Origin of the sequence: Haloarcula taiwanensis, from assembly GCA_002844335.1 — an archaeon.
GTDB lineage: Archaea > Halobacteriota > Halobacteria > Halobacteriales > Haloarculaceae > Haloarcula > Haloarcula taiwanensis.
In genome coordinates this window covers 2,403,231-2,424,269 of sequence record CP019154.1, presented here as the reverse complement: position 1 = coordinate 2,424,269, position 21,039 = coordinate 2,403,231, and the positions used below count along the sequence as shown (strand labels likewise).

Below are 21,039 nucleotides of genomic sequence, written 5' to 3'. Positions count from 1 at the left end.
GGGCGCAAACTTAGACGGACTGCAGTGTTCGGACAGTCTGCCCAAGACAGCTACGCTCATATTTTCATCTGTCCGACTCGACCCGCTACTGTCGGCGTTTCGTGACCGAAACCGCAGTTCAGTCGCTTGCTCATCGAATAAGACCTCATTAACCTACATAATCACACGTTTTCAGCTTGGCATCATACATCTGCTATCGCTACTGTACTATCGTTTCAGTATCTCAAAACGCGGCTGATGTGGCTCGGAAACGGGCCTTTGCTGGTCGCAAGCGCTATTCACACATAATCAGCTATAGAAGCGAAACGTTAGGCATCAACTCGAAAATACGTTCCTAATCGCCGTGACAGTATATGTAAGGCGAACGGCGACTGCGTTCGCTGACTGTGTGGCCGTTAAGCTACTCTCTACTTTTGGTCATCTAAACGCAAGCGTGCCGTGTGAGCAGACAACATAAAGACCAGCTCAGGGACCTGCTTCGCTCACTCGCGTTTAATTCTCACGACCGTCGGCTCGCGTTTCCGGTGCTGTTTGCCGTCGGTTCGGAACTGTATTTCGTACTGACAATCACACTCGGTTCTGCCCGTCCCCCGATGGCTCCCGACGCTGGCATCTTCCAGCATCTCGGCTGGTATCTGACGCGGGGCGGTCGGCTGTACGTCGACGCCTGGGAGCCGAAGCTCCCGCTGTCCTACGAGACGACCGGCGTTCTGGCGATGCTCGCCGGCGGCGACATGTACCGGCTCCACCTCCTCAGCGTGGCGCTGATGAGCGCGGCGGTGTGTGGAATCGTCGGGCTCGTCGTGATACTCGTCTACGACATCACCGGCGACGACGTCGCTGCGCCGCTGGCCGGCCTCTCTATGTTCCTGCTGCCGGGGTTCGCCGTCCGGCCCGCGTACGGTTTCAAGGCGAAGTACCTCCTCGTCCTCTGTGGACTCCTGGCGATATACCTGTACACGCGCGAATACCCGGCACTGAGCGGTGTGGCCGCGGCGGCCAGCGTTGGGTACTGGCAGGCCGGGGTCATCTTCCCGCTCGTCGTGGTCGGGCTGGCAATCCAGCAACGAGACGTGCGGGCGCTTAAACGTGTTGTCGCCGGCGGCCTCGGGTTCACTGTGGTCATGCTTGCACCGGTATTTCTCGTCTGGCACTCGGTCTCGGAGATGGTCGTCCAGGTGTTGCTCGTGCCGCTACAGACCGAGGAGCAGGCGTCAGTACTCGCCCGACTCGTCGCCGGTGTCGTCCATTTCAAGTGGTCGTCGCCGTTCGTGGTGCTGGGCGGTTTCGGACTCGGACACACCGCTCGGTGCTGGTTCAGGGGCGACGACGGCGCGGTCGGGCGCACCGACTGGTGGATTCCGGTCGGCGCGGCGTGGTTCGCGCTCCTGATATTCTTCGTCGACTTCGAGACCGGCGGCTACACCGACCTCATTCCGGGGCTGGCGTTCGTCGCAATCGGCGTCGGGATAGTCGCGACGACGCTCCGTGACCGCCGACGGAAGCAGTATCTCGCCGCGGCGCTCGCGCTGGTTCTCGTCGTCAACGTCGCCGTCCTCGGTAGCGTCGGTCTCGTCTTCACACCCGTCGAAACGCCGGGACCGGTGCCAATGTCAGACCTCGAAACCACCAGTCTCCCAGAGACCTACGGGGAAAGCGAGTCGGTACCCGACGTCCGGTACATCTATTGGCAGCAGCTTGAACCGTCGGCGTGTCACTACCGGCTCTCGGTGATGGAGTTGCGGTGGCTCGACAGAGTCGACTCGTCGATAGACAGCCGCTGTCTCGGCTTGAGGACCGCCAGAGCCAGGCTCGCAAGCGGCTAGGACTCCGTGGAGTCGTAGTCAGAGAGCGAGGTCTGTGTCGTTTCGACAGAACCTGTGATGATGTAGGGGACGATAATCCGGAAGAACTGAGCGGCAAGCACCAGCAGGATCGGACCCAAAAAGATGCCGTAGAAGCCAAACGCGATGGGGCCGAGGATGTACGCGAACATCAACAGACCGACGTGAGTCAGATCACCGCTGACGTATGGCCGAATCAGGAAATCCGGGATGGTGTCGACGACGACCAGCGTGACCACAAGAAAGAGGACAACCCAGGCCAGGGCTGCCGTCTGTCCTGTGACGACCGCGGAGACCGCAAGCAGTCCAGCCACGGGCAGATAGACGATTTTCATTCCGACTACTGGAATGAGGCTGCCGATGCCGGTGAGCGCGCCGACGAGTGGTGCAAACGGAACCTGCACTGAGCCTGGCGCGACCAGATTGTACAGCGAGAACACGAAGATCCCGATAACGCCCGTCACCAGTGCGTTCAAAATGTTCCCGAAGAGAATCGAAGACAGTTCCTCGTCGACCGCCGCCGCGTAGTTGCGAAGGACACCTGCCCCGTCGAAAGTGTCAAGAAACCAGCCGACAAGCCGCGGTCCGTCAGTAAGCAGGTAGTACGTCCCGGCAAACATGATGAACACGCGCAGCAGTAGCGCCGTAAGCATACTCACAGAGCCGATGAGCGTATCAGAGACACGTCCCAGCCACGACTGGACTGTCGCGTTTCGCAACAGGTCAATCACTTCGTCCGGCCCCATCGCCAGCACATCTGAGAATCCGAGGTCGGCGAGCGGCCCCGGAAGCGACCCACCCTGAAGATCCTGAAACTGCGAAAGGTACGCCGCGCCAAGGCCACCTTCGCCGAAGAACGACTGTAACTCGGGGACAATGAGGACGATCGTATAGCCGACCAGAAGCACGAACGGTAACAGAAAGAAGAAAATCGTGGCCGCCGCATGGAGCTGTTTCTGGTACGGGACAGCCCGACCCAGGAACGATTCGGGGAGCGGGAGCCACCCGAGCCGTCGATAAATCGGTCGGCTGGCGTAGTACAGAAAAACGGTAAACACGAGCGTCGGGAGGAACTGGGACAGGACGAGTCCGACCACGAGAAAAAGTGCTACGCCCGCGATAGCAAGCAGAACGCGCCGTCCGAGGTCGGTACTATATTCCATATGTTTTCAGTACAACATCTTGATAAAAAATAAAACCACCGGTCGGCCCGGTGGCTGTACGTGAGCGGGGTAACGCAGGTGACTACAGCCCTTCGAACTGGGTGATCGCCTCTCGCCAGTCTTCGGGGATCGAGCGCGAGGATTCCGTGTCGCGGTCGTATGTAACGACGGTTGTTTCTCCGGTCGCAGCCACACCATCTTCGGTCCGGACCTCGTACTCGAAGGGGAAGCTCTTCTCCCCAAGACGTGGAACCCGGACGCCAACGGCGACTGCATCACTGATTTGGACGGGCTGGATGTAGTCGACTTCGAGGTTCGCGATGACCATGCCAGTGCCCGACTCGCTGCCCGAGAGCAGCGCTTCGCCACAGTCGACCACGTCGTGCAGGTAGTCGATGCGAGCCTCCTCGAAGTAGGTCGCATACGTCGCGTTGTTGACGTGGCCATACGTGTCGATGTCCGTGTATCGGACCTCGACGTCCGTCGTGTACTCGAAGGTCATGCCAGTAATTCCGCGTGTTTCTGTTTGAGCTTCTCGATTTTCGGCGGGATGGTCAGCTGGCAGTAACTCTGGTCCGGATTCTTCTCGAAGTAGTCCTGGTGATACTCCTCGGCCGGATAGAACGTCTCCAGCGGTTCGACTTCGGTGACGATGTCGCTATCGTAGCCCGGCTGGACTTCCTCGATAAAGGCTTCCACGGTCTCGCGCTGGGACTCGTCGTGGTAGAACACGGCCGAACGATACTGCGTGCCAACGTCGTTACCTTCTCGGTCTTTTGTCGTCGGGGTATGGGTCGTGAAGTGGACCGCGAGCAGGTCCTCGTAGCTCACCTCGTCCGGCTCGTACGTAATCTGGACGCACTCGGCGTGGCCCGTCTCCCCGCGACAGACCGCCTCGTAGCTGGGGTCGGCGACGTGCCCGCCGGCGTAGCCCGACACAACGTCGACCACCCCGTCGATCTGTTTGAACACCGATTCCGTACACCAGAAGCAACCGCCCGCGAATGTCGCTTGGTCAGTCATCACCCGACGTACGTGCCCGGCGTACAAAACTCACTGGCTGTGGTCGTCGCAGATGGGTGCCGGCCTATCGGTCGACCTCGCCCATGATTGTGTCAAGACTGCCGATTGTCGCGACGAGGTCTGGCACGTATTCACCGCGAGCCATCTCGGACAGTGCCTGCACGTGTGAAAAGGAGGGGCCGCGAATCTTGAACCGCGCCGGCGTCTCCGTCCCATCAGAACGGATGTAGATGCCAAGTTCGCCTTTCGCGGCCTCGACGGCGCGGTAGATTTCGGTGTCAGGGTCTGGCCGGAGCGTGCGGGGGACGTTTGCCTGTATCTCGCGGTCGTCCTCGGGCCAGTCCTCCAGCAGGTCGACGCACTGGCCGATAATCTTCGCCGATTCCTCTACTTCGCGCAGGCGCACGAGCAGGCGCGAGAAGTTGTCGCCGCCCTGTTCGGTGACGACCGACCAGTCAAGTTCGTCGTAGTAGCCGTATGGGTCGTCCCGACGAAGGTCGTAGTCGACGCCGGAGGCTCGGGCAACCGGCCCGGTACAGCCGTAGGCCTTCGCGGCCTCAGCCGAGAGGTGACCCGTATCGATCGTCCGAAGCTGGAGAATCTCGTTGCTGGTGAGCATATCGTGGTACTCCGTGAGCTTGTGCGGCAGGTCGTCGAGGAACGCGCGTATCTTCTCGAAAAACGCTTCCCGAGGTTCGGGCAGGTCCCAGGCGACGCCGCCCAGCCGCAGGTAGTTGAACATCAGCCGCTGGCCGGTCAGGTCTTCGAGAATGTCCTGAACGAGTTCCCGGTCCCGGACACCCCACTGGAAGGTAGCGGTGAACTCCCCGACCACGTCAAGCGCGTAGGTCGCGACTGCAAGCATGTGCGAGAGGATGCGCGACAGTTCGCCGCCCATCGTCCGGATGACCTGGGCGTACGCCGGCACCTCGATGTCGGCGAGGTCCTCGGCCGCCCGGGCGTAAGCCCACTCGTTCAACAGGCCAGCTCCGCCCCAGTCCCAGCGGTCCGGATAGGGCATGATCTGATGGCGGTAGGTGCCCTGCTGACACATCTGTTCCTCACAGCGGTGGATGTAGCCGATGTCGGGGTCGACGGCCGCGACCTGCTCGCCGTCGAGTTGGGCGTTCAGGTGGAGGACGCCGTGCGTCGAGGGGTGGTGTGGCCCCATGTTGAGATGCATCGTCTCCGGCCCTTCGCGGCGGTCTTCGAGCAAGCGCTCGTGTTCGCGGAAGGAGACGATCTGTGGCTGAGACTGATTGTAGTCCCGGCTCAGCGGGTGGCCCTGCCAGGTTTCGGGCAGGAGAATGCGCCGGAGGTCTGGGTGGTCCTCGTACTCGATGCCGACGAGGTCGTAGGCCTCCCGCTCGTGCCACGCCGCCGTCGAATACACAGGTGCGGCGGACTCGCTGCTCGGCGACTCCCTGGGTGTCGGCACAACGACCGAAAGTTCCTGTGTCGGGTCGTCGTAGCGCCGCAGGTGATAGATCGTCTCGAACCGGTCGGCGTACTCCTGGGCCGTAACACAGGCGCAGTGGTCCAGACCGGCCTCGGCTCGTAGCGTCGAGAGGACGGTCTGCACCTCGTCCGCGCGGATGACAACGGCCGGGGCGTTCTCGTGGCGTTCGGTGGAGAGGACGTGGTCGGCAATCGGCTCGATAAGCGGATGGACGTCGTCGGCTCGGTGGACTGTCTGGGCCATCTCCGTGGTCGCCCGTTCGCCGGCTGCCGCCCTCGGGCTGTCCCCTCATGCCCGAGGTTATTTTAAATACCTCCTGGAACGGTCAGGCATGAAGTACGTCACGCTTTCGCTGTGGATGGCCCCGGAGGTTCGGCACCCGATGCACCAGTTCGTCGTCGATCACGACGGCTACGAGGCGAGCTATCTCCTTCGGGGCAACGACATCGGGGCCGATCCCCAGACGCTGCTGTTTCACGTCGACGGCTTTCCGCCGGAGCCCTATCGGGCGGCGCTGGAACAGGCCGACACCGTCCGGGAGTACGCCATCTCTACGTGCCCCGACGAGACGTTCTACCTCTACGTACAGGACTCGCCGTCTGCGACCGATCACGACCTCGTCGACGCGCTCACCCGAGCCGGTCTGGTCATCGTTTCTCCGGTCGCATACCGGGCCGACGGCACAGTCGGACTCACACTGGTCGGTCCAGGGGGGACGGTCCAGCAGGCAGTCGAAACGGTTCCCGACGGCGTCTCCGTCGACGTTCGGGAGGTCGGGGAGTACGACAGCCGGCGACTCGATACCGGGGCCGCGCTCACCGACCGGCAGTTCGAGGCCGTCGCCGCCGCCGTCGACTGCGGGTACTACGGTAGCCCTCGGGCGGGGAGCGTGGACGATGTCGCCGCCGAACTCGGCTGTGCTCCCGGAACTGCCGCCGAACACCTCAGGAAGGCTGAGGCCCATGTAATGGCTGACATACTCGAACAGCGCCCCGAATCGACGGCGTAGTCCGCTCTGTTCGGGAACTGCTGGAGCGGCCGACAACCGCCCCGAAAAACTATAAACTCCGGATAAGTGTCATCTAGTGCTGGGTTGCGAATATACTACAGGGCCAGCGGTGGTCCAACTCAGGACGATACTGACCATGGACACAGTAACTATCGACGACGTACCGGTCGAACGGAACCCGATGCAGGTGCATGACATCCGCAAGCCGGTTTCCAGAAAACTCGGGACCGAGCATTTCGCGGCGAACTACTTCGAACTCGAACCCGGCGACTCCTTCTCGGGGAGCCTCCACCGCCACCACGACCAGGAGGAGGTGTTCTACATCGAGCGGGGACAGACCACTTTCGAGGTCGGCCTCGACCGCGAGGAAGTCGACGTGTCGGGCGGGGAACTGATTCGCTTCGAACCCGGCGAGTTCCAGCAGGGGTACAACTCCGGCGACGAGCGCGTCGTCGGCTGGGCCTTCGGCGCGCCCGGCGCGACCCACGACTGGGACGAGCTAGAATCGAGAGCGCACTGTCCAGAGTGCGACGAAGAGACGACCCAGAGCGTCGCCCTCGCCGAGGGTCGGTTCGAACTCACCTGTACCGAGTGCGGGAACGTTCAGGGCTAGGACCTACTTCTGTCGCTCTCGTGATTGGAAACAGGTGTTTGTACAGCCAGAAAGCCCCGGCCGGCTGTACTCGGGGGGCTCGCTGCGCTCCTTGTCACTCCCTCCGGTCGTTCCTGTGGTGCTTACATCGCCCGCCTTCGTCCAGCCGGCCGCTCCTCTCAGTCCCGCCCAGCATTCTTTGTCCAACCGGCTATGGGTGGGACTGAAAGGGGCCGCTCGCTCGACGTTCGAGGCGATGCAAGCACTGACGAGCAACGTTGAGGAGCGAGGAAGCGCGCAGCGAGTCGCAGGTGTCGAGCGAGCGGGGGCGTTCTGGCTCTTTGCATAACCAACGACCCCGTCGGTCATTCCACCCGCTGCTATAGTAACAATTGAAACGATTTACACACTGATCACACTGCCATCGTGCGATCAGGTGTGCATTGATTTTCAATGGCTACTATAGCCCGCAATTCATATCGCATCGCGTCACGAAGCCCGGGTATGTCACTGGCCGACCTAGAGTGGCGCGTCATCGGCGAGGAAACACGACCCGGGCCGATGACGATGGCGCTGGAAGCAGCCGCTGCTGAAACCGTCGCAGAGGGCGGTCCGGCAACGGTGCGAGTGTACACTTGGCCCGATACGCTGTCGCTTGGCTACGGACAGGACCCCGACACCATCGACTGGGAGTTCTGCGAGCGCCAGGCCGTTGGGGTAACGCGACGACCCACTGGCGGCGGTGCGATCTACCACGACAGCGTGGCGGATATCTCCTACGGGATTATCGCGCCGGCCGACGCCGTTCCGGGCGATCTGATGGCGTGCTACGAGCAGTTCTGCGAGCCGGTTTTGAATGCGTTCGAGCGCATGGGCGTCGACGCGTCGTTTGCTGACGACGAGCGGTCGGCGGTCCATCAGCCGGCCTGTTACCTGCGGCAACTCCATCCGGCCCACGATATCGTCGGCCCCGATGGCCGCAAACTCAGCGGGAACGCGCAGTACCGCCAGAAGGACGCTGTCATCCAGCACGGCTCCCTGTCTGTCTCGCTGCGTCCCGACCGCCACTCCGGCTGTTTCACCGCCGACATCGACTCGGAGCAGTTCACCGAACGCGTCGGGGCGATAGGCGAATACACCGATATCGACCGCGCCGAAGCCGTCGAGACGCTCCGCTCGACGCTGGCTGAGTGGGTCGACGCCGACGCTGGCGGGTGGACGGACGATGAACTCGCACGCGCACACGAGCACGCAGAGAGAAAGTACGCTACTGACGAGTGGATTCGACGGTCGCCCTGACCCGAGGTAGCGACGGTTTGCCTCCACGGGACAGCCACCGCGACCTACCGGCGGCCCTCTCGAATTCGCGGCCTCTAGTATTTGACAACACTCTAACGGCCATTCGGTTTCGACTCACAGCGGCTGAGAACAGGCGTATCGTAGCTCCTGTCGCCGCGTCGGCTGTGGCTTGCGGGTATCATTCGCTCCAGAACACTCGTCCGAACCGCACCGCTGACTATCGAATATTCGCCTATTGCTAAACGTACTGCTAAGACCGTTACTCGGCAACTGTTCGGTGATGGCTAAGCGAGACCACTACCGGCCGCCTAACCAGTTGAGTTTGGATGTTCTCGACCAGAACGCCCGGGATGCCGACCCGCGGGGAGACGACTTCGACTACGCCGAGGAGTTCCAGAAGCTCGACCTCGACGCGGTGAAGGCGGACCTCGAAGAGATGATGACTTCCTCCCAGGACTGGTGGCCGGCCGACTACGGCCACTACGGGCCGCTTTTCATCCGGATGGCCTGGCACAGCGCCGGGACGTATCGAACGACGGACGGCCGCGGCGGCGCGTCCGGCGGCCGCCAGCGGTTCGCGCCGCTGAACAGCTGGCCCGACAACGCGAACCTCGACAAGGCTCGCCGACTGCTCTGGCCCATCAAGAAGAAGTACGGCCGCAAGCTCTCCTGGGCCGACCTCATCGTCCTCGCCGGCAACCACGCCATCGAGTCGATGGGGTTCGAGACGTTCGGCTGGGCCGGCGGCCGCGAGGACGCCTTCGAACCCGACGAGGCGGTCGACTGGGGCCCCGAAGACGAGATGGAGGCCCACCAGTCCGAGCGCCGCAACGAGGACGGGACGCTCAAAGAGCCCCTCGGCGCTGCGGTGATGGGGCTCATCTACGTCGACCCCGAGGGGCCAAACGGCAACCCGGACCCGCTGGCCTCCGCCGAGAACATCCGCGAGTCGTTCGGCCGGATGGCCATGAACGACGAGGAGACGGCCGCGCTCATCGCCGGCGGCCACACCTTCGGGAAGGTCCACGGTGCCGACGACCCCGAGGAGAACCTCGGCGCGGTCCCGGAGGACGCGCCAATCGAGCAGATGGGGCTGGGCTGGGAGAACGACCACGGCTCGGGGAAGGCCGGGGACACAATTACCAGCGGTATCGAAGGCCCCTGGACACAGGCCCCGACGGAGTGGGACAGCGGGTACATCGACAACCTCCTCGACTACGAGTGGGAGCCGGAGAAAGGTCCCGGCGGGGCCTGGCAGTGGACGCCCACGGACGAGGCCCTCGAGAACACGGTCCCGGACGCCCACGACCCGGACGAGAAGCGGACGCCGATGATGCTCACGACGGACATCGCGCTCAAGCGCGACCCCGACTACCGGGACATCATGGAGCGGTTCCAGGACAACCCCATGGAGTTCGGCATCAATTTCGCGCGGGCGTGGTACAAGCTCATCCACCGCGACATGGGCCCGCCCGAGCGGTTCCTCGGCCCGGACGCCCCCGACGAGGAACTCATCTGGCAAGACCCCGTCCCCGACGCCGACTACGACCTCGTCGGAGACGAGGAAATCGCCGACCTCAAAGCGGAAATCCTCGATTCGGACCTCTCCGTTACCCAACTCGTCAAGACTGCCTGGGCCTCGGCGTCGACCTACCGCGACAGCGACAAGCGCGGCGGGGCCAACGGCGCTCGCATCCGGCTCGAACCCCAGAGGAGCTGGGAGGTCAACGAGCCAGAGCAGTTGGAGACGGTCCTCGACACGCTCGAAGGCATTCAGGAGGAGTTCAACGGCGCTCGGGACGACGACACACGCGTCTCGCTGGCCGACCTCATCGTCCTCGGCGGTAACGCGGCCGTCGAGCAGGCGGCGGCCGACGCCGGCTACGACGTGACGGTGCCGTTCGAACCGGGGCGGACGGACGCGACGCCGGACCAGACCGACGTGGAGTCGTTCGAGGCGCTCAAGCCGAGGGCCGACGGCTTCCGGAACTACGTCCGTGACGACGTCGAGGCCCCGGCAGAGGAACTGCTGGTGGACAAGGCCGACCTGCTGGACCTCACGCCCGGCGAGATGACCGCGCTGGTCGGCGGGATGCGCTCGCTGGGCGCGACCTATCAGGACTCCGACCTCGGCGTGTTCACCGACGAGCCGGGGACGCTGACCAACGACTTCTTCCAGGTCGTGCTCGGCATGGACACGGAGTGGGAGCCCGTCACCGAAGCCAGAGACGTCTTCGAGGGGTACGACCGCGACACGGGCGAGCAGACGTGGACGGCGTCCCGCGTCGACCTGCTGTTCGGGTCCCACGCCCGCCTGCGCGCCCTCGCCGAAGTCTACGGTGCCGACGACGCCGAGGCCGAACTCGTCGACGACTTCGTCGACGCCTGGAGCAAGGTCATGCGGCTCGACCGCTTCGACCTCGAATAGGCCTCCGCGTAGCGGTCGCGTTCAGAGGGTCTCTTCGACGAACTGGGAGACGAGGCGGTCCTCGGCGGTCCGGAGCTGGTACTGGACGGTCGAACGCGGCTCGTCCAGTATCGACGCGAGGTCTTTGACCGAGACCTCCCGCGGTCGCTCGTAGTAGCCGTGGGTCACGGCGGCTTTGAGTACCCGCCACTGCTGGGGCGAGAAGTTCGTCGCGACCCGTTCGGTCGCCTTCCAGTTCCCCGCGCTGGTGATGTGAGAGACCGAGAGCGTGACGCCCTCGCGGAGGCTCGACTCGATTTTGTCGTAGACCTCGCCGATGGGGGCAGACCCCGGATAGAGGACGCGCCAGCGGTACTCGTTGCCCGTCCGCCGAGATTCGAAGATAGTCCCCTCACTAACGTGCCGATGGAGGAAACTCGGTAGCGACTGACAGCCGCTGATTTCACGACGTAGCGTGTACACTGTCCGTGACGTCTCCCCGCGGTCCAGCACGTGGTACGTCCGCGCCGTCTCACAGCTCACGACGTCGAAACACTCGTTACAGCGGTTTTCGTCCAGAAAGACCTCGTCGAACGCACGCAGGGCCTCGGGTGTCCCCTTCGCGTGGTCGAGCCGCCACATATGGTCGTCGCCGACGAAGATGGCAGAGGACCACACGGAGAGGCTTTCATGCTGCCGGAACACGTCCATCAGGCTATCGGCTCCCGCGTCGAACTGTAGGACGAACTCGAACTCGCGTGTGTCCGCCACTGCTGGCTGTGTGTCGCTCATTTAGCTAGTACTAATTTGGAACGGTCGTTATAAATCGATTACTGGAACCACCAACCCCACTCCACTTTATCTAGTTGGCTTTTGATTAAGATGCGGTAGCCGGTTCGCCGTGAACCTCACGTCTGCGATGACGGGCTACGAGGATGGACTATTCACCCACTCCCGACAATGGAACGACACCACCGTTTTGTAGGAACCCGGTCAAGCGGTAATATGGTCCCGTCCCCCGCTGATGATGACTCTGCCGACACCCCTGCCCACCCTCGGGCAACCGACGGCAGCGTCGCAACGCTCTCCGAGGAAGAACTGTATGCGATTGTTCGGGTGGCTACCGAGGACGCAGTGCTTGGCGCGCTCGGCACGCTCATGTTGGTCGGTATCGGCATCGTACTGGCCGCCTGGGGCGCAGCGTTACTACGGTCAGCAACGCCGCTTCCAGCGGCTATCGGTGTGGTACTCGTCCTGTTCGGTGCATACCTCGCGCTATCGAGCCTCCGCATGATCCCACCCGTCCGTGAGTGGATCTGAGCCGGTCGGGTATCTCTGTTCACCGGCCTGTCGTCCCGCTTCGAGGAAATCCTGACACGAGCTATAACCGACCGTAGCACTCCGGAACCTCTTTTGTCGGGCATCACCGACCGGTGTGCATGGTACGAGTCGGGGCACACACCTCCATCGCTGGCGGCGTCTACAACGCCGTCGAGGAACAGGTCGAGTACAGCGGCAACTGCGGGCAGATTTTCTCGCACTCGCCGCAGGTCTGGCAGGACCCGAACATCGACGACGACGAGGCCGAACAGTTCCGCGACCTCGCGGCCGACCACGGCGTCGGCCCGTGGGTCATCCACTCGTCGTACCTCGTCAACCTCTGTACGCCCAAAGACGACCTCCGCGAGAAGTCCCTCGATTCGATGCAGAAGGAGGTCGACGCCGCCGCCAAACTGGGCATCGAGTACGTCAACGTCCACCTCGGAGCCCACACCGGCGCGGGCGTCGACGGCGGGCTGGACAACGCCGCCAGCGTGCTGGACGACCTCGACGTCCCCGATGAGGTCACCGTGCTGGTCGAGTCCGACGCCGGCAGCGGGACGAAACTCGGCGGCCAGTTCGAGCACCTGGCGACGGTCCGGGAGCGAACGGACCAGGACATCGAGTTCTGTCTTGACACGGCCCATATGTTCGCCGCGGGCTACGACCTCTCGACGCCCGCGGCCGTCGACGAGACGCTCGCGGAGTTCGACGACGTGGTCGGGTTCGAAGACCTCGCCTGCGTCCACCTCAACGACTCAAAACACGAGTGCGGGACGAACAAGGACGAGCACGCCCACATCGGCGAGGGCCACATCGGCGCGGACGGAATGCGCGCGTTCGTCAACCACGACGCCATCCGCGACGTGCCGCTGGTGCTTGAGACGCCGACCGAGGACGGCAAGAGCTTCGCCTGGAACATCGAGCGCGTCAAGGAACTCCGCCGCGACTGATTTCGACCGCGGTACTTTTGAGGGCGACTCGACTCTGAGAAACTGTGCGCAGGTTCTCTGCCGACTACCTCGAAACCACCCGCAGGGGAATGTGGGCCGACTCCCGCGATGCGCTCTTGGACCTCCGACTGGACGAGTGTGTGCGCGTTCTCGACGTGGGCTGTGGGACCGGCGAACTGACCCGCGTCCTTCGCGAGGAGACAGACGGGACCGTCGTTGGCCTCGACGCCGACACGGACCTGCTGGCCGCCGCCGGCGACCCGGCCGTCTGCGGAGACGCGACGCGCCTTCCGTTCCCCGACGACACCTTCGACCTGGTGGTATGTCAGGCGCTGCTCATCAACCTCCCTGACCCAGAACTCGCGGTTCGGGAGTTCGCCCGCGTTGCCACCGACCGGGTGGCCGCCATCGAGCCAAACAACGCCGCCGTCACTGTCGAATCGACCGTCGACGACGAACCGGTGCTGGCCCGCCGCGCCCGCCGGCTCTTTCTCGACGGGGTGCGGACAGACGTTACCCTCGGGAGTGATGCCGCCGACGTGTTCCGCGACGCGGGGCTGTCCGTCGTCTCGACGACGAAATACGAGCAAGAACAGCGCATCGAACCACCCTACGACGATGCGGCGATGCAGGCCGCTCGCCGGAAGGCGACCGGAACGGGGCTGGCCCACGACCGTGAGACGATTCTCAACGGCGAGGCGACGCCCGCCGAGTACGACGCACTCCGGGAGCGCTGGCGGTCGATGGGACGGGACGTAATCGAGCAGATGCAAGACGAGGCCTACGAGCGCCGCGAGACGGTGCCGTTCTTCGTCACCGTCGGCGCGGTTCCGTGACCCGCTCGTTACCGAGTTCGGGGAGCAGAGTGCCCGCCAGTCCGTAGACTGCGATGTCCAGCAGACTGGCGAGCAGGCCGACGACGCCCCCGACGACAGCGGCGACACCGGCCCCGATGAGCAGGACCAACAGCACCGACTGGGGGCGGGCCCCGCCGCTCTGGAGCGTCGACACGAGTGCCACCGCGAGCAGTCCCAGCAGGAACACGACACCAGTGACACTCCCGGCCGCAACTCCGTGGAGGACGAGCGTGCTGACTCCGGCTGAATCGAGCGATACCCTCCGGTGAACCCATCGAACCGCTAGGACGAACAGCGCCCAGAGGTAGCAGAAGACGGCCACGCCGACGAGGGTGTTTAGCCCGGCGAGCAGGTCGGCGAGACCACCGCTCGCGTGGACGGCGAGGACGCCGAGCAGGACGAACAGGACGGTGTCGAACGTCGCGAGCGTCCACGTCACGAGTGACACCGGCCGCGTGGAACTCTGTTTGCTGTCGCGCGCTGGCTCAGTCTCACTCACGTTGTCCGCCATACTCTCCTGCTCACGCTGGTCCTCAGCCATGCGCGAGGACCTCCGCGAGGACGACGATACCGAGAAAGACGGCCGCCGTCGCGCCGTACGCTCGCGAGAGCGTTCGCCGGTGGACTGGGTGCAGGTCGTCGAACGTGTTCACGCGGTCACCGATCTGAACGAGGAGTAGCGTCCGGACGACCGAACCCCCGAGGAGGGCGACGACGACGGCGAGTTTCACCAGTAAGGTTCGTCCCCAGTCGGTTCCGGGACCCGGCGGTCCGAGCGAACCGAGGTTCCCGACGCCGGTGACCACGAGTACGCCGACGCCGCCCCAGAACAGCCACTCGAACTGCTTTGCGGGCGCGAGCGAGGCGATAGTGCCGCACCGATAGCTGTACCAGAGCACGGTTGTGCCGCCGACGAGGACCGCCATCGCAAGGACGTGGAGGGTTCGAATCGGGAGGGCTGTCATAGCTGTCGGTTCAGCGGCACGTCGCAAAGAATCACGGGGTTACCCCGACGGGTCGATTGTCACCACGCCCTCACCCGTCGCCACGTTGTACCGCGTCGACGGGTCGACGGTCAGGCTGACGACGCCGCTGTCGAGGGTGTCCGGGCGCTCGAACCTGACGACCGTCGACCGAGCAGTGAAATCACTGGTGTACACACAGGGCTGCGTGTAACAGCCGAACGCGTGGATGCCGTCCGCTGTCTCCTCGATGCGTTTCAGATGGGGGACGATCGAACCGGACCCCCAGCCGGTCTGGACGACGAGCACGGCGTGACTCTCGAAGTCGGTGTCGGCGGCGAGACTGTACGCGTCACCGCTGTTGTCTTCGAGTCGCTCGATGTCGTCGGCGTCTGTCAACAGCGTCGCGTAGAGCTGGTCACCGTTGTCGTCCGGGGCGCGCGCTAGCCCTTCATCGGCAAACAGCGCCCCTCGGGTCGACGCCTGTTCGAACGACAACGATGGCTTGGCCGGCATATTCGCACAGAGATACAGCGGATTGCGGTCGCCCTCGCCGGAGTCAGCAACGTTGCACTCGACCTCTTCGACCTCGTATGGCGGTGTCTCGACTCTGTCTAGCCCGTCCAGCGCATCCGTCGGTGTTTCGTTGGTGGGAGTCTCCGTCTCTCCAGCGTCGGTCGGCGTCTCTGTGCCTCCGTCGTCCGTTTCGGTGCCGGGATCAGTTCCCGGCGACGGATGCGTGCGTGTTTCCGTGCTGCCATCGCCACTGCCGTTCCCGCCCGGCGCGAGGCAGCCACTCAGGGCACCAATCGCCACGCTACCGACCAGTCCAAGGGTCGCTCGTCGCGTCCGTTGCATACGATTCCCTTCCCGTGGTGTGGGTGTATCCCTTCCGTTCGCTCAAAACCGCGTTGTAGTTGTCATGGCCTGTGTTCGCGCCCAGAGTACTGTCGCCCGTCGATAGGCCCTTGCTGTGTGAGCGGCTACGGACGACACGTGCCGGCTCACGTCTCCCCATGATACCACCGCTCGTCCGCCGCTGTCCGGAGTGCCGTCATGTGACCTGGAGCCGCCGGTTCACCGCGGTTTCGGACGGCGGGACCGGCTCGCGGCTCGTCGAATGTCCCGCCTGCGGACACCGGTTCTCGACGGTCGACGCGCCTTGGCTGCTGTAAGTCACCCTGTCCAGCGCCGGCACGGTGAGCGCTACACCACGTCGCCTCGAACCGTCGCGCCCTCCTGCTGTGCCCGGTACTCTTTGACCGCGTCGGCGGCGTCGCCGGCCTCCGTCTCGTCCATCCCGAGCATCGACAGCGACTGGGTCAGCGTCGGGAAGACGAACTCGTTGTCACGGAGCTTCTGGAACGCGTCGGGCGACCGTTCGCCGTCGAGCCACAGGCAGGCTCCCCGGGGGTCCAGAATCTGCTCGTAGTCGTTTCGCATCTTCGCGCCCTTGAGCCGCTGGGTGACGTTGTCCTCGAAGGAGGCGTTACACACTTCCAGATGGACCGGCTCGTCGTCGCTCAGGAGGTGGGCGGCGAGGCACTTCTCGGGCGCGGCGTGGCCGTTGGCGTTCGCGCGGATGAACTCGGGGTGCTCGTCGGCCCACGCGGCGCGAACGGTCTTGCCGACCCCGTCGACGCCGTGACTGCGCTGAAACTCTTCGGCGCGCTCCGGGGCATCCTTGAACAGGATATCCTTGGTGACGTAGACGTCCAGTCGCTCGACCGGGTCCAGCCCGAGCGCTACGTCGCCGTACACCCACACCTCTCGGACCGGGACCGGCATCGTCTCGTCCTCGACTGTGGCGACGATTTCTTCGACCCGCTCGACTGCCTCCGGACGGTCCAGACTCATTGCCTGCCCTACTGCTTGCGCAGCCTAAACGCTGACTCTCCGGAGGCGAACACCGATATCACTTTGCTGTCTCCGAGACGATATGTCAGACCTTCAGACGCAGTTTGGGACCTGGCTGTACGGACCGACGACTCCTCTCCCCTGTCCAGCCACCTCTGTCGCGAGGCAGCGCAAGACAGTGATATCCTCGACATCGCAGCGGCCGTTCCTGAGGGTCGCCAGGCCCCGCACCTCCTGCTGGCCGCGGTGCAGTACCTGCTCGACCGGCAGCCCGACCATCGGCTGGCCGAGTACTACCCGAGCATCACCCAGCCGGCGCGCGACCCCGACGACGGGTGCTTTCCAGCCTTCCGCGAGTTCTGTCTCGACCATGCCGACGATATCCGGCCGCTCCTGCGGACCCGGCGCACGCAGACGGACGCAGTACGGCGCAGCGCGGTCCTCTACCCGGCTATCACACAGGTGGCCCGCGCCACCGACGGACCGCTCGCGCTGGTGGAACTCGGGCCGAGTGCCGGCCTGAACATGCTGTTTGACCGCTACCGCTACGATTACGACGGTCTCGTAGTGGGTAACAGCGACTCGCCGATTACCATCGAGAGCAGCGTCCGACGCGGCGACCCGCCGCTCTCGGAGACGCCGCCCGCTATCCGCTCTCGGGTCGGTCTCGACCGCAATCCGCTCGACGTGACCGACGAGGCCGACAGGGACTGGCTCCGCGCGCTCGTCTGGCCCGAACACGAGGCGCGCCGGGCCGTCCTCGACGGGGCGCTCACCGTCGCCCACGAGGAGCCACCGCGACTCGTTGAGGGCGATATGCTCGATGACCTGCCGGCGGTATTCGACGAGATCCCGTCCGATGTCCCGATCTGTGTCGTCAACACGCTCGTGCTGTATCAGGTCCCGGCGGAACTGAACGAGGCGCTGACGACGGTGCTCGAAGCGCAAATGGTCGAGCGCCCGCTGCACTGGCTCACCGGGCGGCGGGACCTGTCGGGCGGCGAGTCAGTGGAACTGGACTGGAAACGCCAGACCGACGATGGCATCGAGACCACGCACCTCGTCGACTACGAGCCACACGGCGCGTGGCTGTCGTAGCGGCCCTGAGCACAGCACGGCTTCCACGTCGACAACGCGACGAGTGGTTGTCAGGCGTTCACCCGGGCTTATGTCTGCACAACGGGAATGTCGGATATGCAGATTCGCGTGTACGACGAGGGGGCTGCGAAAGACTGCCTGTTCGTCCTCGGGTGGGGGAACCGCTGCCGACACCGGAACGTCCAGTGGCTCATCGACCAGCTTGCCACGACATACCGTGTCCACGCCGTCGAACTGCCGACACATATCACCGACTACCGGCGGGAGTGGGTCGGTCCGGTCCAGGAGTACGCTTCCGACCTCGGCGGGTTCGACCTGCTCGGGCACAGTGCAGGCGGGCTGACAGCGGCCCACCTCGACGCCGACGGTATCGGCAACCGAGTGTACCTGAGCCCATGGTGGGACAGTGACTTCCCGGTTCCGGGGCCGGTGCTCGACGCTCTCGCCTCGCTCCCGATTACGAAACCGTTCATCCCGGTCGATACGCTGGACGCCGACGCTATCGGTGACCTGGCGACGGCCCAGCAGCTCGCGGACGCTCCGTCGTCGGTTTCGCCGGCGTTCCTCCGGACGGTGTTTCGGGCACAGCGGTCCCTTCCGCCGGCCCGGGACGCCGCCGCGGCGTTTTGCTCGCTCACGGACACAGTCGTCGACCCGCGTGCCGTCGGCGAGCGCCTGCCGGCCGACCGTATACGGCTGTACGACGGCGGCCACGAACTGTTCTCCTCGAGCGGCCGCGAGCAGACCGTCAAGACGGTTCTCGACGCGTTACAGCACGGCCCCGGCGCGCTGTGAACGGCGTCTCCAACGACATCGCTGTCTACTGCCGTGCCGGAACCGAGACGAAACCCTCTCACCATTGCGGCCACGACTACTCGTCACGATGGAGTGCGACAAATGCGGCGAGAACGCGGTGTTACACGCGGCCTATTCCGGGCTGCACCTCTGTGAGTCTCATCTCTGCCGAGCGGTCACGAAACGGGTTCGTCGTCGCATCCGCGAGGACGGCCTCGTGTCCGACGACGCCACTGTCGAAGACCCCGAGACGTGGGTTATCGGCCTCTCGGGCGGCAAAGACAGCGTCGTTCTCACGCAGATTCTGCACGACACGTTCGCCGAAGACCCCCGAATCGAACTGGTTGCGCTTTCTATCCACGAGGGCATCGAGGGCTACCGCGACGCGAGTCTGGAGGCCTGCGAGGAACTGACCGACGACCTCGGCATCGAACACATCACCGTCTCCTACGCCGAGGAGTTCGGCGTCCAGATGGACGACGTTGTCGAAGACGACCCCGAAGGGATGGCTGCCTGTGCCTACTGTGGCGTGTTCCGCCGTGACCTCCTCTCGAAGTACGCCGAGGAACTCGACGCGGACAAACTGCTGACCGGCCACAACCTCGACGACGAAGCCGAGACGGCGCTGATGAACTTCCTCGAAGGCGACGTGGAACAGATAGCCAAGCACTTCGAGGCGTCGCTCGGTCCGTTCGAGGACGACGGCGACGCGTCGACCGAGCGCACCCGCGACGCGCAGGACCACCACATCCCCCGGGCGAAGCCGCTCCGCGACATCCCGGAGAAGGAAGTCGCGCTGTACGCCCGCTTCCAAGACCTCCCGGCACACATCACCGAGTGCCCCCACGCCGAGGAGGCCTACCGCGGCGAGATACAGGACCTCATGCTCGGACTGGAAGAGAACCATCCCGGGACTCGCCACTCGATTATGGCCGGCTACGAGAAGCTCGCGGCGCTGGCCGCCGACACCTACGGCGGCGAGAACGGCGACACCGACTACGGCGAATGTGACAACTGCGGCGCCCCGACGGCGCGGGACCTCTGTCGGAAGTGTAATCTGCTGGACGCGCTGGAAGCAGTCTGACCGACGTCTCGTTTGTCAGACACCGCTGAGTAAAAGCGTCGCTCGCGGCCGTAGAGAACGGAAAGAAGAACCGCGGTGTTACTTGTTCGTCCGGATGACGTCGAGTCCGTTGTTCTTCTCGCGCTGGTCCTGTCCGCCGTCGGTCTCGCTGTAGCCGGCGTTCCGACCGCCGCTGTTCTGACTCCCGCTGTTCGGGGCGGGGCTGTCGAAGCTCTCGACGTTGTCGGACGCATCGAATGAGGTGTCGTCGCCGACTTCCTGAATCGCCTCGCGGGACTTGTTGGCCTGTTTCTGGGTCGTCGGGCCGAGCACCTGGGCGGACTGGACGCCGGTCATGATGGCCATGACCCGCACCTTGCCCTTGTACTCTTCCTGAATCCGTGCGCCCCAGATGACGTTGGCGTCGGCCTCAAGCCGCTCGGTGATGTTCTGTGCGATGCCCTCGGCCTCCTTCAGCGTGAGGTCCGGGCCGCCGGTGATGTGGACCAGCCCGCCGCTCGCGCCACGGTAGTCCACGTCGAGCAGCGGGTGGTTCATCGCGTCCTTGACGACCTCTTCGGTCTTGTTCTTGTCCTGGGTCTCGCCGACCAGCATCACCGCGACGCCGCCCTGGTTCATGATGGAGGTCATGTCGGCGTAGTCGAGGTTGATGAGGCTCGGCTGGGTGATGGTCTCTGAGATGCCCTTGACGGTCTCGGCGATGATCTGGTCCATCACGGAGAACGCCTTGCCGATCGGCAGGTTCGGGACGTAGTCGAGCAGGCGGTTGTTGTCCAGCACGATGATGGAGTCCGCCTCGTTGCGGAGCTTCTCCAGGCCTTCCTCGGCCTTGACCGTCCGCGCTCGCTCGACGTTGAACGGCGTCGACACCATGCCGACGACGATTGCGCCCTGTTCTTTAGCGATCTTCGAGACGACTGGGGCCGCACCGGTCCCGGTGCCGCCGCCCATGCCGGCGGTGACGAACACGAGGTCTGCGTCGCCTAGCACTTCCTTGATAGTGCCCTGTGCCATCTCCGTGGCGCGCTCGCCCATCGACGGGTCGCCGCCGGCCCCGAGGCCATTGGTGAGGGACTTGCCGACCAGAATCTTCGTGTCGGCTTCGATCATCTTGAGGTGCTGTTTGTCCGTGTTGATGGCCACGGTGTCAGCGCCCTCGACGCCGATGTTGTACAGGCGGTTGACGGTGTTGTTGCCGGCGCCACCACAGCCGACGATGACGATGCGCGGGTCGCCGAACCCGTCGACGTCCTCGTCGGACATCCGCTTCTGTTCCTGCTCGTCGCGTTCGAGGGCCTCGTTAACGATATCCTGCAT

21 protein-coding genes are annotated in these 21,039 nt (G+C 64.2%); 11 read left to right on the top strand and 10 right to left on the bottom strand.

Annotation, left to right across the window (positions count from 1 at the left end; genetic code table 11):
* Positions 1 to 593 precede the first annotated feature (593 nt).
* Positions 594 to 1,826 (top strand): hypothetical protein, encoded by a 1,233-nt coding sequence (locus BVU17_12250; GenBank protein AUG48909.1) that lies wholly within the window; start codon positions 594 to 596, stop codon positions 1,824 to 1,826.
* Here BVU17_12250 and BVU17_12245 read toward each other — a convergent pair.
* From BVU17_12245 to BVU17_12230, 4 genes are all read right to left on the bottom strand, one after another.
* Positions 1,823 to 3,007 carry an AI-2E family transporter gene (locus BVU17_12245; protein ID AUG48254.1) on the bottom strand — a complete coding sequence of 395 codons (1,185 nt, stop codon included), beginning with the start codon at positions 3,005 to 3,007 and terminating at the stop codon, positions 1,823 to 1,825. The genes BVU17_12250 and BVU17_12245 overlap by 4 nt on opposite strands.
* Positions 3,008 to 3,089: 82 nt before the next feature.
* A complete protein-coding gene (locus tag BVU17_12240; GenBank protein AUG48253.1) occupies positions 3,090 to 3,509 on the bottom strand; it encodes a thioesterase in 420 nt (139 codons plus the stop codon).
* Entirely contained in the window at positions 3,506 to 4,030 is a 525-nt protein-coding gene (locus BVU17_12235) for a peptide-methionine (S)-S-oxide reductase (GenBank protein ID AUG48252.1), read from the bottom strand. Before BVU17_12235 ends, BVU17_12240 begins: the two co-directional genes overlap by 4 nt.
* 64 nt (positions 4,031 to 4,094) lie before the next feature.
* Positions 4,095 to 5,732, bottom strand: a complete 1,638-nt coding sequence (locus BVU17_12230) for an NADH dehydrogenase subunit D (protein ID AUG48251.1) — start codon at positions 5,730 to 5,732, stop codon at positions 4,095 to 4,097.
* Positions 5,733 to 5,820: 88 nt separating this feature from the next.
* Between BVU17_12230 and BVU17_12225 the strand changes: the two genes are divergently transcribed.
* The 4 genes from BVU17_12225 to BVU17_12210 all read left to right on the top strand — a co-directional run bounded on the left by BVU17_12225 (position 5,821) and on the right by BVU17_12210 (position 10,817).
* Positions 5,821 to 6,498: a bacterio-opsin activator gene (locus tag BVU17_12225; protein ID AUG48250.1), complete on the top strand. Its 678-nt coding sequence runs from the start codon at positions 5,821 to 5,823 to the stop codon at positions 6,496 to 6,498.
* 136 nt (positions 6,499 to 6,634) lie between these two features.
* Positions 6,635 to 7,111 (top strand): cupin, encoded by a 477-nt coding sequence (locus tag BVU17_12220; GenBank protein AUG48249.1) that lies wholly within the window; start codon positions 6,635 to 6,637, stop codon positions 7,109 to 7,111.
* 483 nt (positions 7,112 to 7,594) lie between these two features.
* Complete coding sequence (locus BVU17_12215) at positions 7,595 to 8,389, top strand: lipase (GenBank protein ID AUG48248.1); 795 nt, start codon at positions 7,595 to 7,597, stop codon at positions 8,387 to 8,389.
* Positions 8,390 to 8,669: 280 nt separating this feature from the next.
* A complete protein-coding gene (locus BVU17_12210) occupies positions 8,670 to 10,817 on the top strand; it encodes a catalase/peroxidase HPI (protein AUG48247.1) in 2,148 nt (715 codons plus the stop codon).
* A 21-nt stretch (positions 10,818 to 10,838) separates the two neighbouring features.
* On the opposite strand, the gene BVU17_12205 is transcribed toward BVU17_12210, so the two are convergent.
* Positions 10,839 to 11,588 carry a transcriptional regulator gene (locus tag BVU17_12205; protein ID AUG48246.1) on the bottom strand — a complete coding sequence of 250 codons (750 nt, stop codon included), beginning with the start codon at positions 11,586 to 11,588 and terminating at the stop codon, positions 10,839 to 10,841.
* Positions 11,589 to 11,801: 213 nt separating this feature from the next.
* Here BVU17_12205 and BVU17_12200 point away from each other — a divergent pair, with 213 nt between their 5' ends.
* The 3 genes from BVU17_12200 (at position 11,802) to BVU17_12190 (ending at position 13,905) form a co-directional block, all read left to right on the top strand.
* Positions 11,802 to 12,116: a hypothetical protein gene (locus BVU17_12200; GenBank protein AUG48245.1), complete on the top strand. Its 315-nt coding sequence runs from the start codon at positions 11,802 to 11,804 to the stop codon at positions 12,114 to 12,116.
* Positions 12,117 to 12,235: 119 nt separating this feature from the next.
* Positions 12,236 to 13,069 (top strand): endonuclease IV, encoded by an 834-nt coding sequence (locus BVU17_12195; protein AUG48244.1) that lies wholly within the window; start codon positions 12,236 to 12,238, stop codon positions 13,067 to 13,069.
* Positions 13,070 to 13,158: 89 nt separating this feature from the next.
* Positions 13,159 to 13,905, top strand: a complete 747-nt coding sequence (locus BVU17_12190) for an SAM-dependent methyltransferase (protein ID AUG48243.1) — start codon at positions 13,159 to 13,161, stop codon at positions 13,903 to 13,905.
* On the opposite strand, the gene BVU17_12185 is transcribed toward BVU17_12190, so the two are convergent.
* From BVU17_12185 to BVU17_12170, 4 genes are all read right to left on the bottom strand, one after another.
* On the bottom strand, positions 13,883 to 14,467 hold the full coding sequence (locus BVU17_12185) for a hypothetical protein (protein ID AUG48242.1): 585 nt from the start codon (positions 14,465 to 14,467) through the stop codon (positions 13,883 to 13,885). The genes BVU17_12190 and BVU17_12185 overlap by 23 nt on opposite strands.
* Positions 14,460 to 14,891, bottom strand: coding sequence for a hypothetical protein (locus tag BVU17_12180; protein ID AUG48241.1), 432 nt, complete (start codon positions 14,889 to 14,891; stop codon positions 14,460 to 14,462). Before BVU17_12180 ends, BVU17_12185 begins: the two co-directional genes overlap by 8 nt.
* Before the next feature lie 39 nt (positions 14,892 to 14,930).
* Positions 14,931 to 15,746 (bottom strand): hypothetical protein, encoded by an 816-nt coding sequence (locus BVU17_12175; GenBank protein ID AUG48240.1) that lies wholly within the window; start codon positions 15,744 to 15,746, stop codon positions 14,931 to 14,933.
* Positions 15,747 to 16,094: 348 nt separating this feature from the next.
* A complete protein-coding gene (locus BVU17_12170; protein AUG48239.1) occupies positions 16,095 to 16,745 on the bottom strand; it encodes a hypothetical protein in 651 nt (216 codons plus the stop codon).
* Positions 16,746 to 16,811: 66 nt separating this feature from the next.
* Between BVU17_12170 and BVU17_12165 the strand changes: the two genes are divergently transcribed.
* From BVU17_12165 to BVU17_12155, 3 genes are all read left to right on the top strand, one after another.
* Positions 16,812 to 17,843 (top strand): hypothetical protein, encoded by a 1,032-nt coding sequence (locus BVU17_12165; GenBank protein ID AUG48908.1) that lies wholly within the window; start codon positions 16,812 to 16,814, stop codon positions 17,841 to 17,843.
* A gap of 96 nt (positions 17,844 to 17,939) precedes the next feature.
* A complete protein-coding gene (locus BVU17_12160) occupies positions 17,940 to 18,638 on the top strand; it encodes an alpha/beta hydrolase (GenBank protein ID AUG48907.1) in 699 nt (232 codons plus the stop codon).
* Between the two features lie 88 nt (positions 18,639 to 18,726).
* A complete protein-coding gene (locus BVU17_12155; protein ID AUG48238.1) occupies positions 18,727 to 19,722 on the top strand; it encodes a TIGR00269 family protein in 996 nt (331 codons plus the stop codon).
* 78 nt (positions 19,723 to 19,800) lie between these two features.
* On the opposite strand, the gene BVU17_12150 is transcribed toward BVU17_12155, so the two are convergent.
* Complete coding sequence (locus tag BVU17_12150) at positions 19,801 to 21,039, bottom strand: cell division protein FtsZ (protein AUG48237.1); 1,239 nt, start codon at positions 21,037 to 21,039, stop codon at positions 19,801 to 19,803.

Coding starts and splice junctions, on each gene's coding strand:
- BVU17_12250 (AUG48909.1), top strand. CDS start 594: ATGGCTCCCGACGCTGGCATCTTCCAGCATCTCGGCTGGTATCTGACG.
- BVU17_12245 (AUG48254.1), bottom strand. CDS start 3,007: ATGGAATATAGTACCGACCTCGGACGGCGCGTTCTGCTTGCTATCGCG.
- BVU17_12240 (AUG48253.1), bottom strand. CDS start 3,509: ATGACCTTCGAGTACACGACGGACGTCGAGGTCCGATACACGGACATC.
- BVU17_12235 (AUG48252.1), bottom strand. CDS start 4,030: ATGACTGACCAAGCGACATTCGCGGGCGGTTGCTTCTGGTGTACGGAA.
- BVU17_12230 (AUG48251.1), bottom strand. CDS start 5,732: ATGGCCCAGACAGTCCACCGAGCCGACGACGTCCATCCGCTTATCGAG.
- BVU17_12225 (AUG48250.1), top strand. CDS start 5,821: ATGAAGTACGTCACGCTTTCGCTGTGGATGGCCCCGGAGGTTCGGCAC.
- BVU17_12220 (AUG48249.1), top strand. CDS start 6,635: ATGGACACAGTAACTATCGACGACGTACCGGTCGAACGGAACCCGATG.
- BVU17_12215 (AUG48248.1), top strand. CDS start 7,595: ATGTCACTGGCCGACCTAGAGTGGCGCGTCATCGGCGAGGAAACACGA.
- BVU17_12210 (AUG48247.1), top strand. CDS start 8,670: ATGGCTAAGCGAGACCACTACCGGCCGCCTAACCAGTTGAGTTTGGAT.
- BVU17_12205 (AUG48246.1), bottom strand. CDS start 11,588: ATGAGCGACACACAGCCAGCAGTGGCGGACACACGCGAGTTCGAGTTC.
- BVU17_12200 (AUG48245.1), top strand. CDS start 11,802: ATGGTCCCGTCCCCCGCTGATGATGACTCTGCCGACACCCCTGCCCAC.
- BVU17_12195 (AUG48244.1), top strand. CDS start 12,236: ATGGTACGAGTCGGGGCACACACCTCCATCGCTGGCGGCGTCTACAAC.
- BVU17_12190 (AUG48243.1), top strand. CDS start 13,159: ATGTGGGCCGACTCCCGCGATGCGCTCTTGGACCTCCGACTGGACGAG.
- BVU17_12185 (AUG48242.1), bottom strand. CDS start 14,467: ATGGCTGAGGACCAGCGTGAGCAGGAGAGTATGGCGGACAACGTGAGT.
- BVU17_12180 (AUG48241.1), bottom strand. CDS start 14,891: ATGACAGCCCTCCCGATTCGAACCCTCCACGTCCTTGCGATGGCGGTC.
- BVU17_12175 (AUG48240.1), bottom strand. CDS start 15,746: ATGCAACGGACGCGACGAGCGACCCTTGGACTGGTCGGTAGCGTGGCG.
- BVU17_12170 (AUG48239.1), bottom strand. CDS start 16,745: ATGAGTCTGGACCGTCCGGAGGCAGTCGAGCGGGTCGAAGAAATCGTC.
- BVU17_12160 (AUG48907.1), top strand. CDS start 17,940: ATGCAGATTCGCGTGTACGACGAGGGGGCTGCGAAAGACTGCCTGTTC.
- BVU17_12155 (AUG48238.1), top strand. CDS start 18,727: ATGGAGTGCGACAAATGCGGCGAGAACGCGGTGTTACACGCGGCCTAT.
- BVU17_12150 (AUG48237.1), bottom strand. CDS start 21,039: ATGCAGGATATCGTTAACGAGGCCCTCGAACGCGACGAGCAGGAACAG.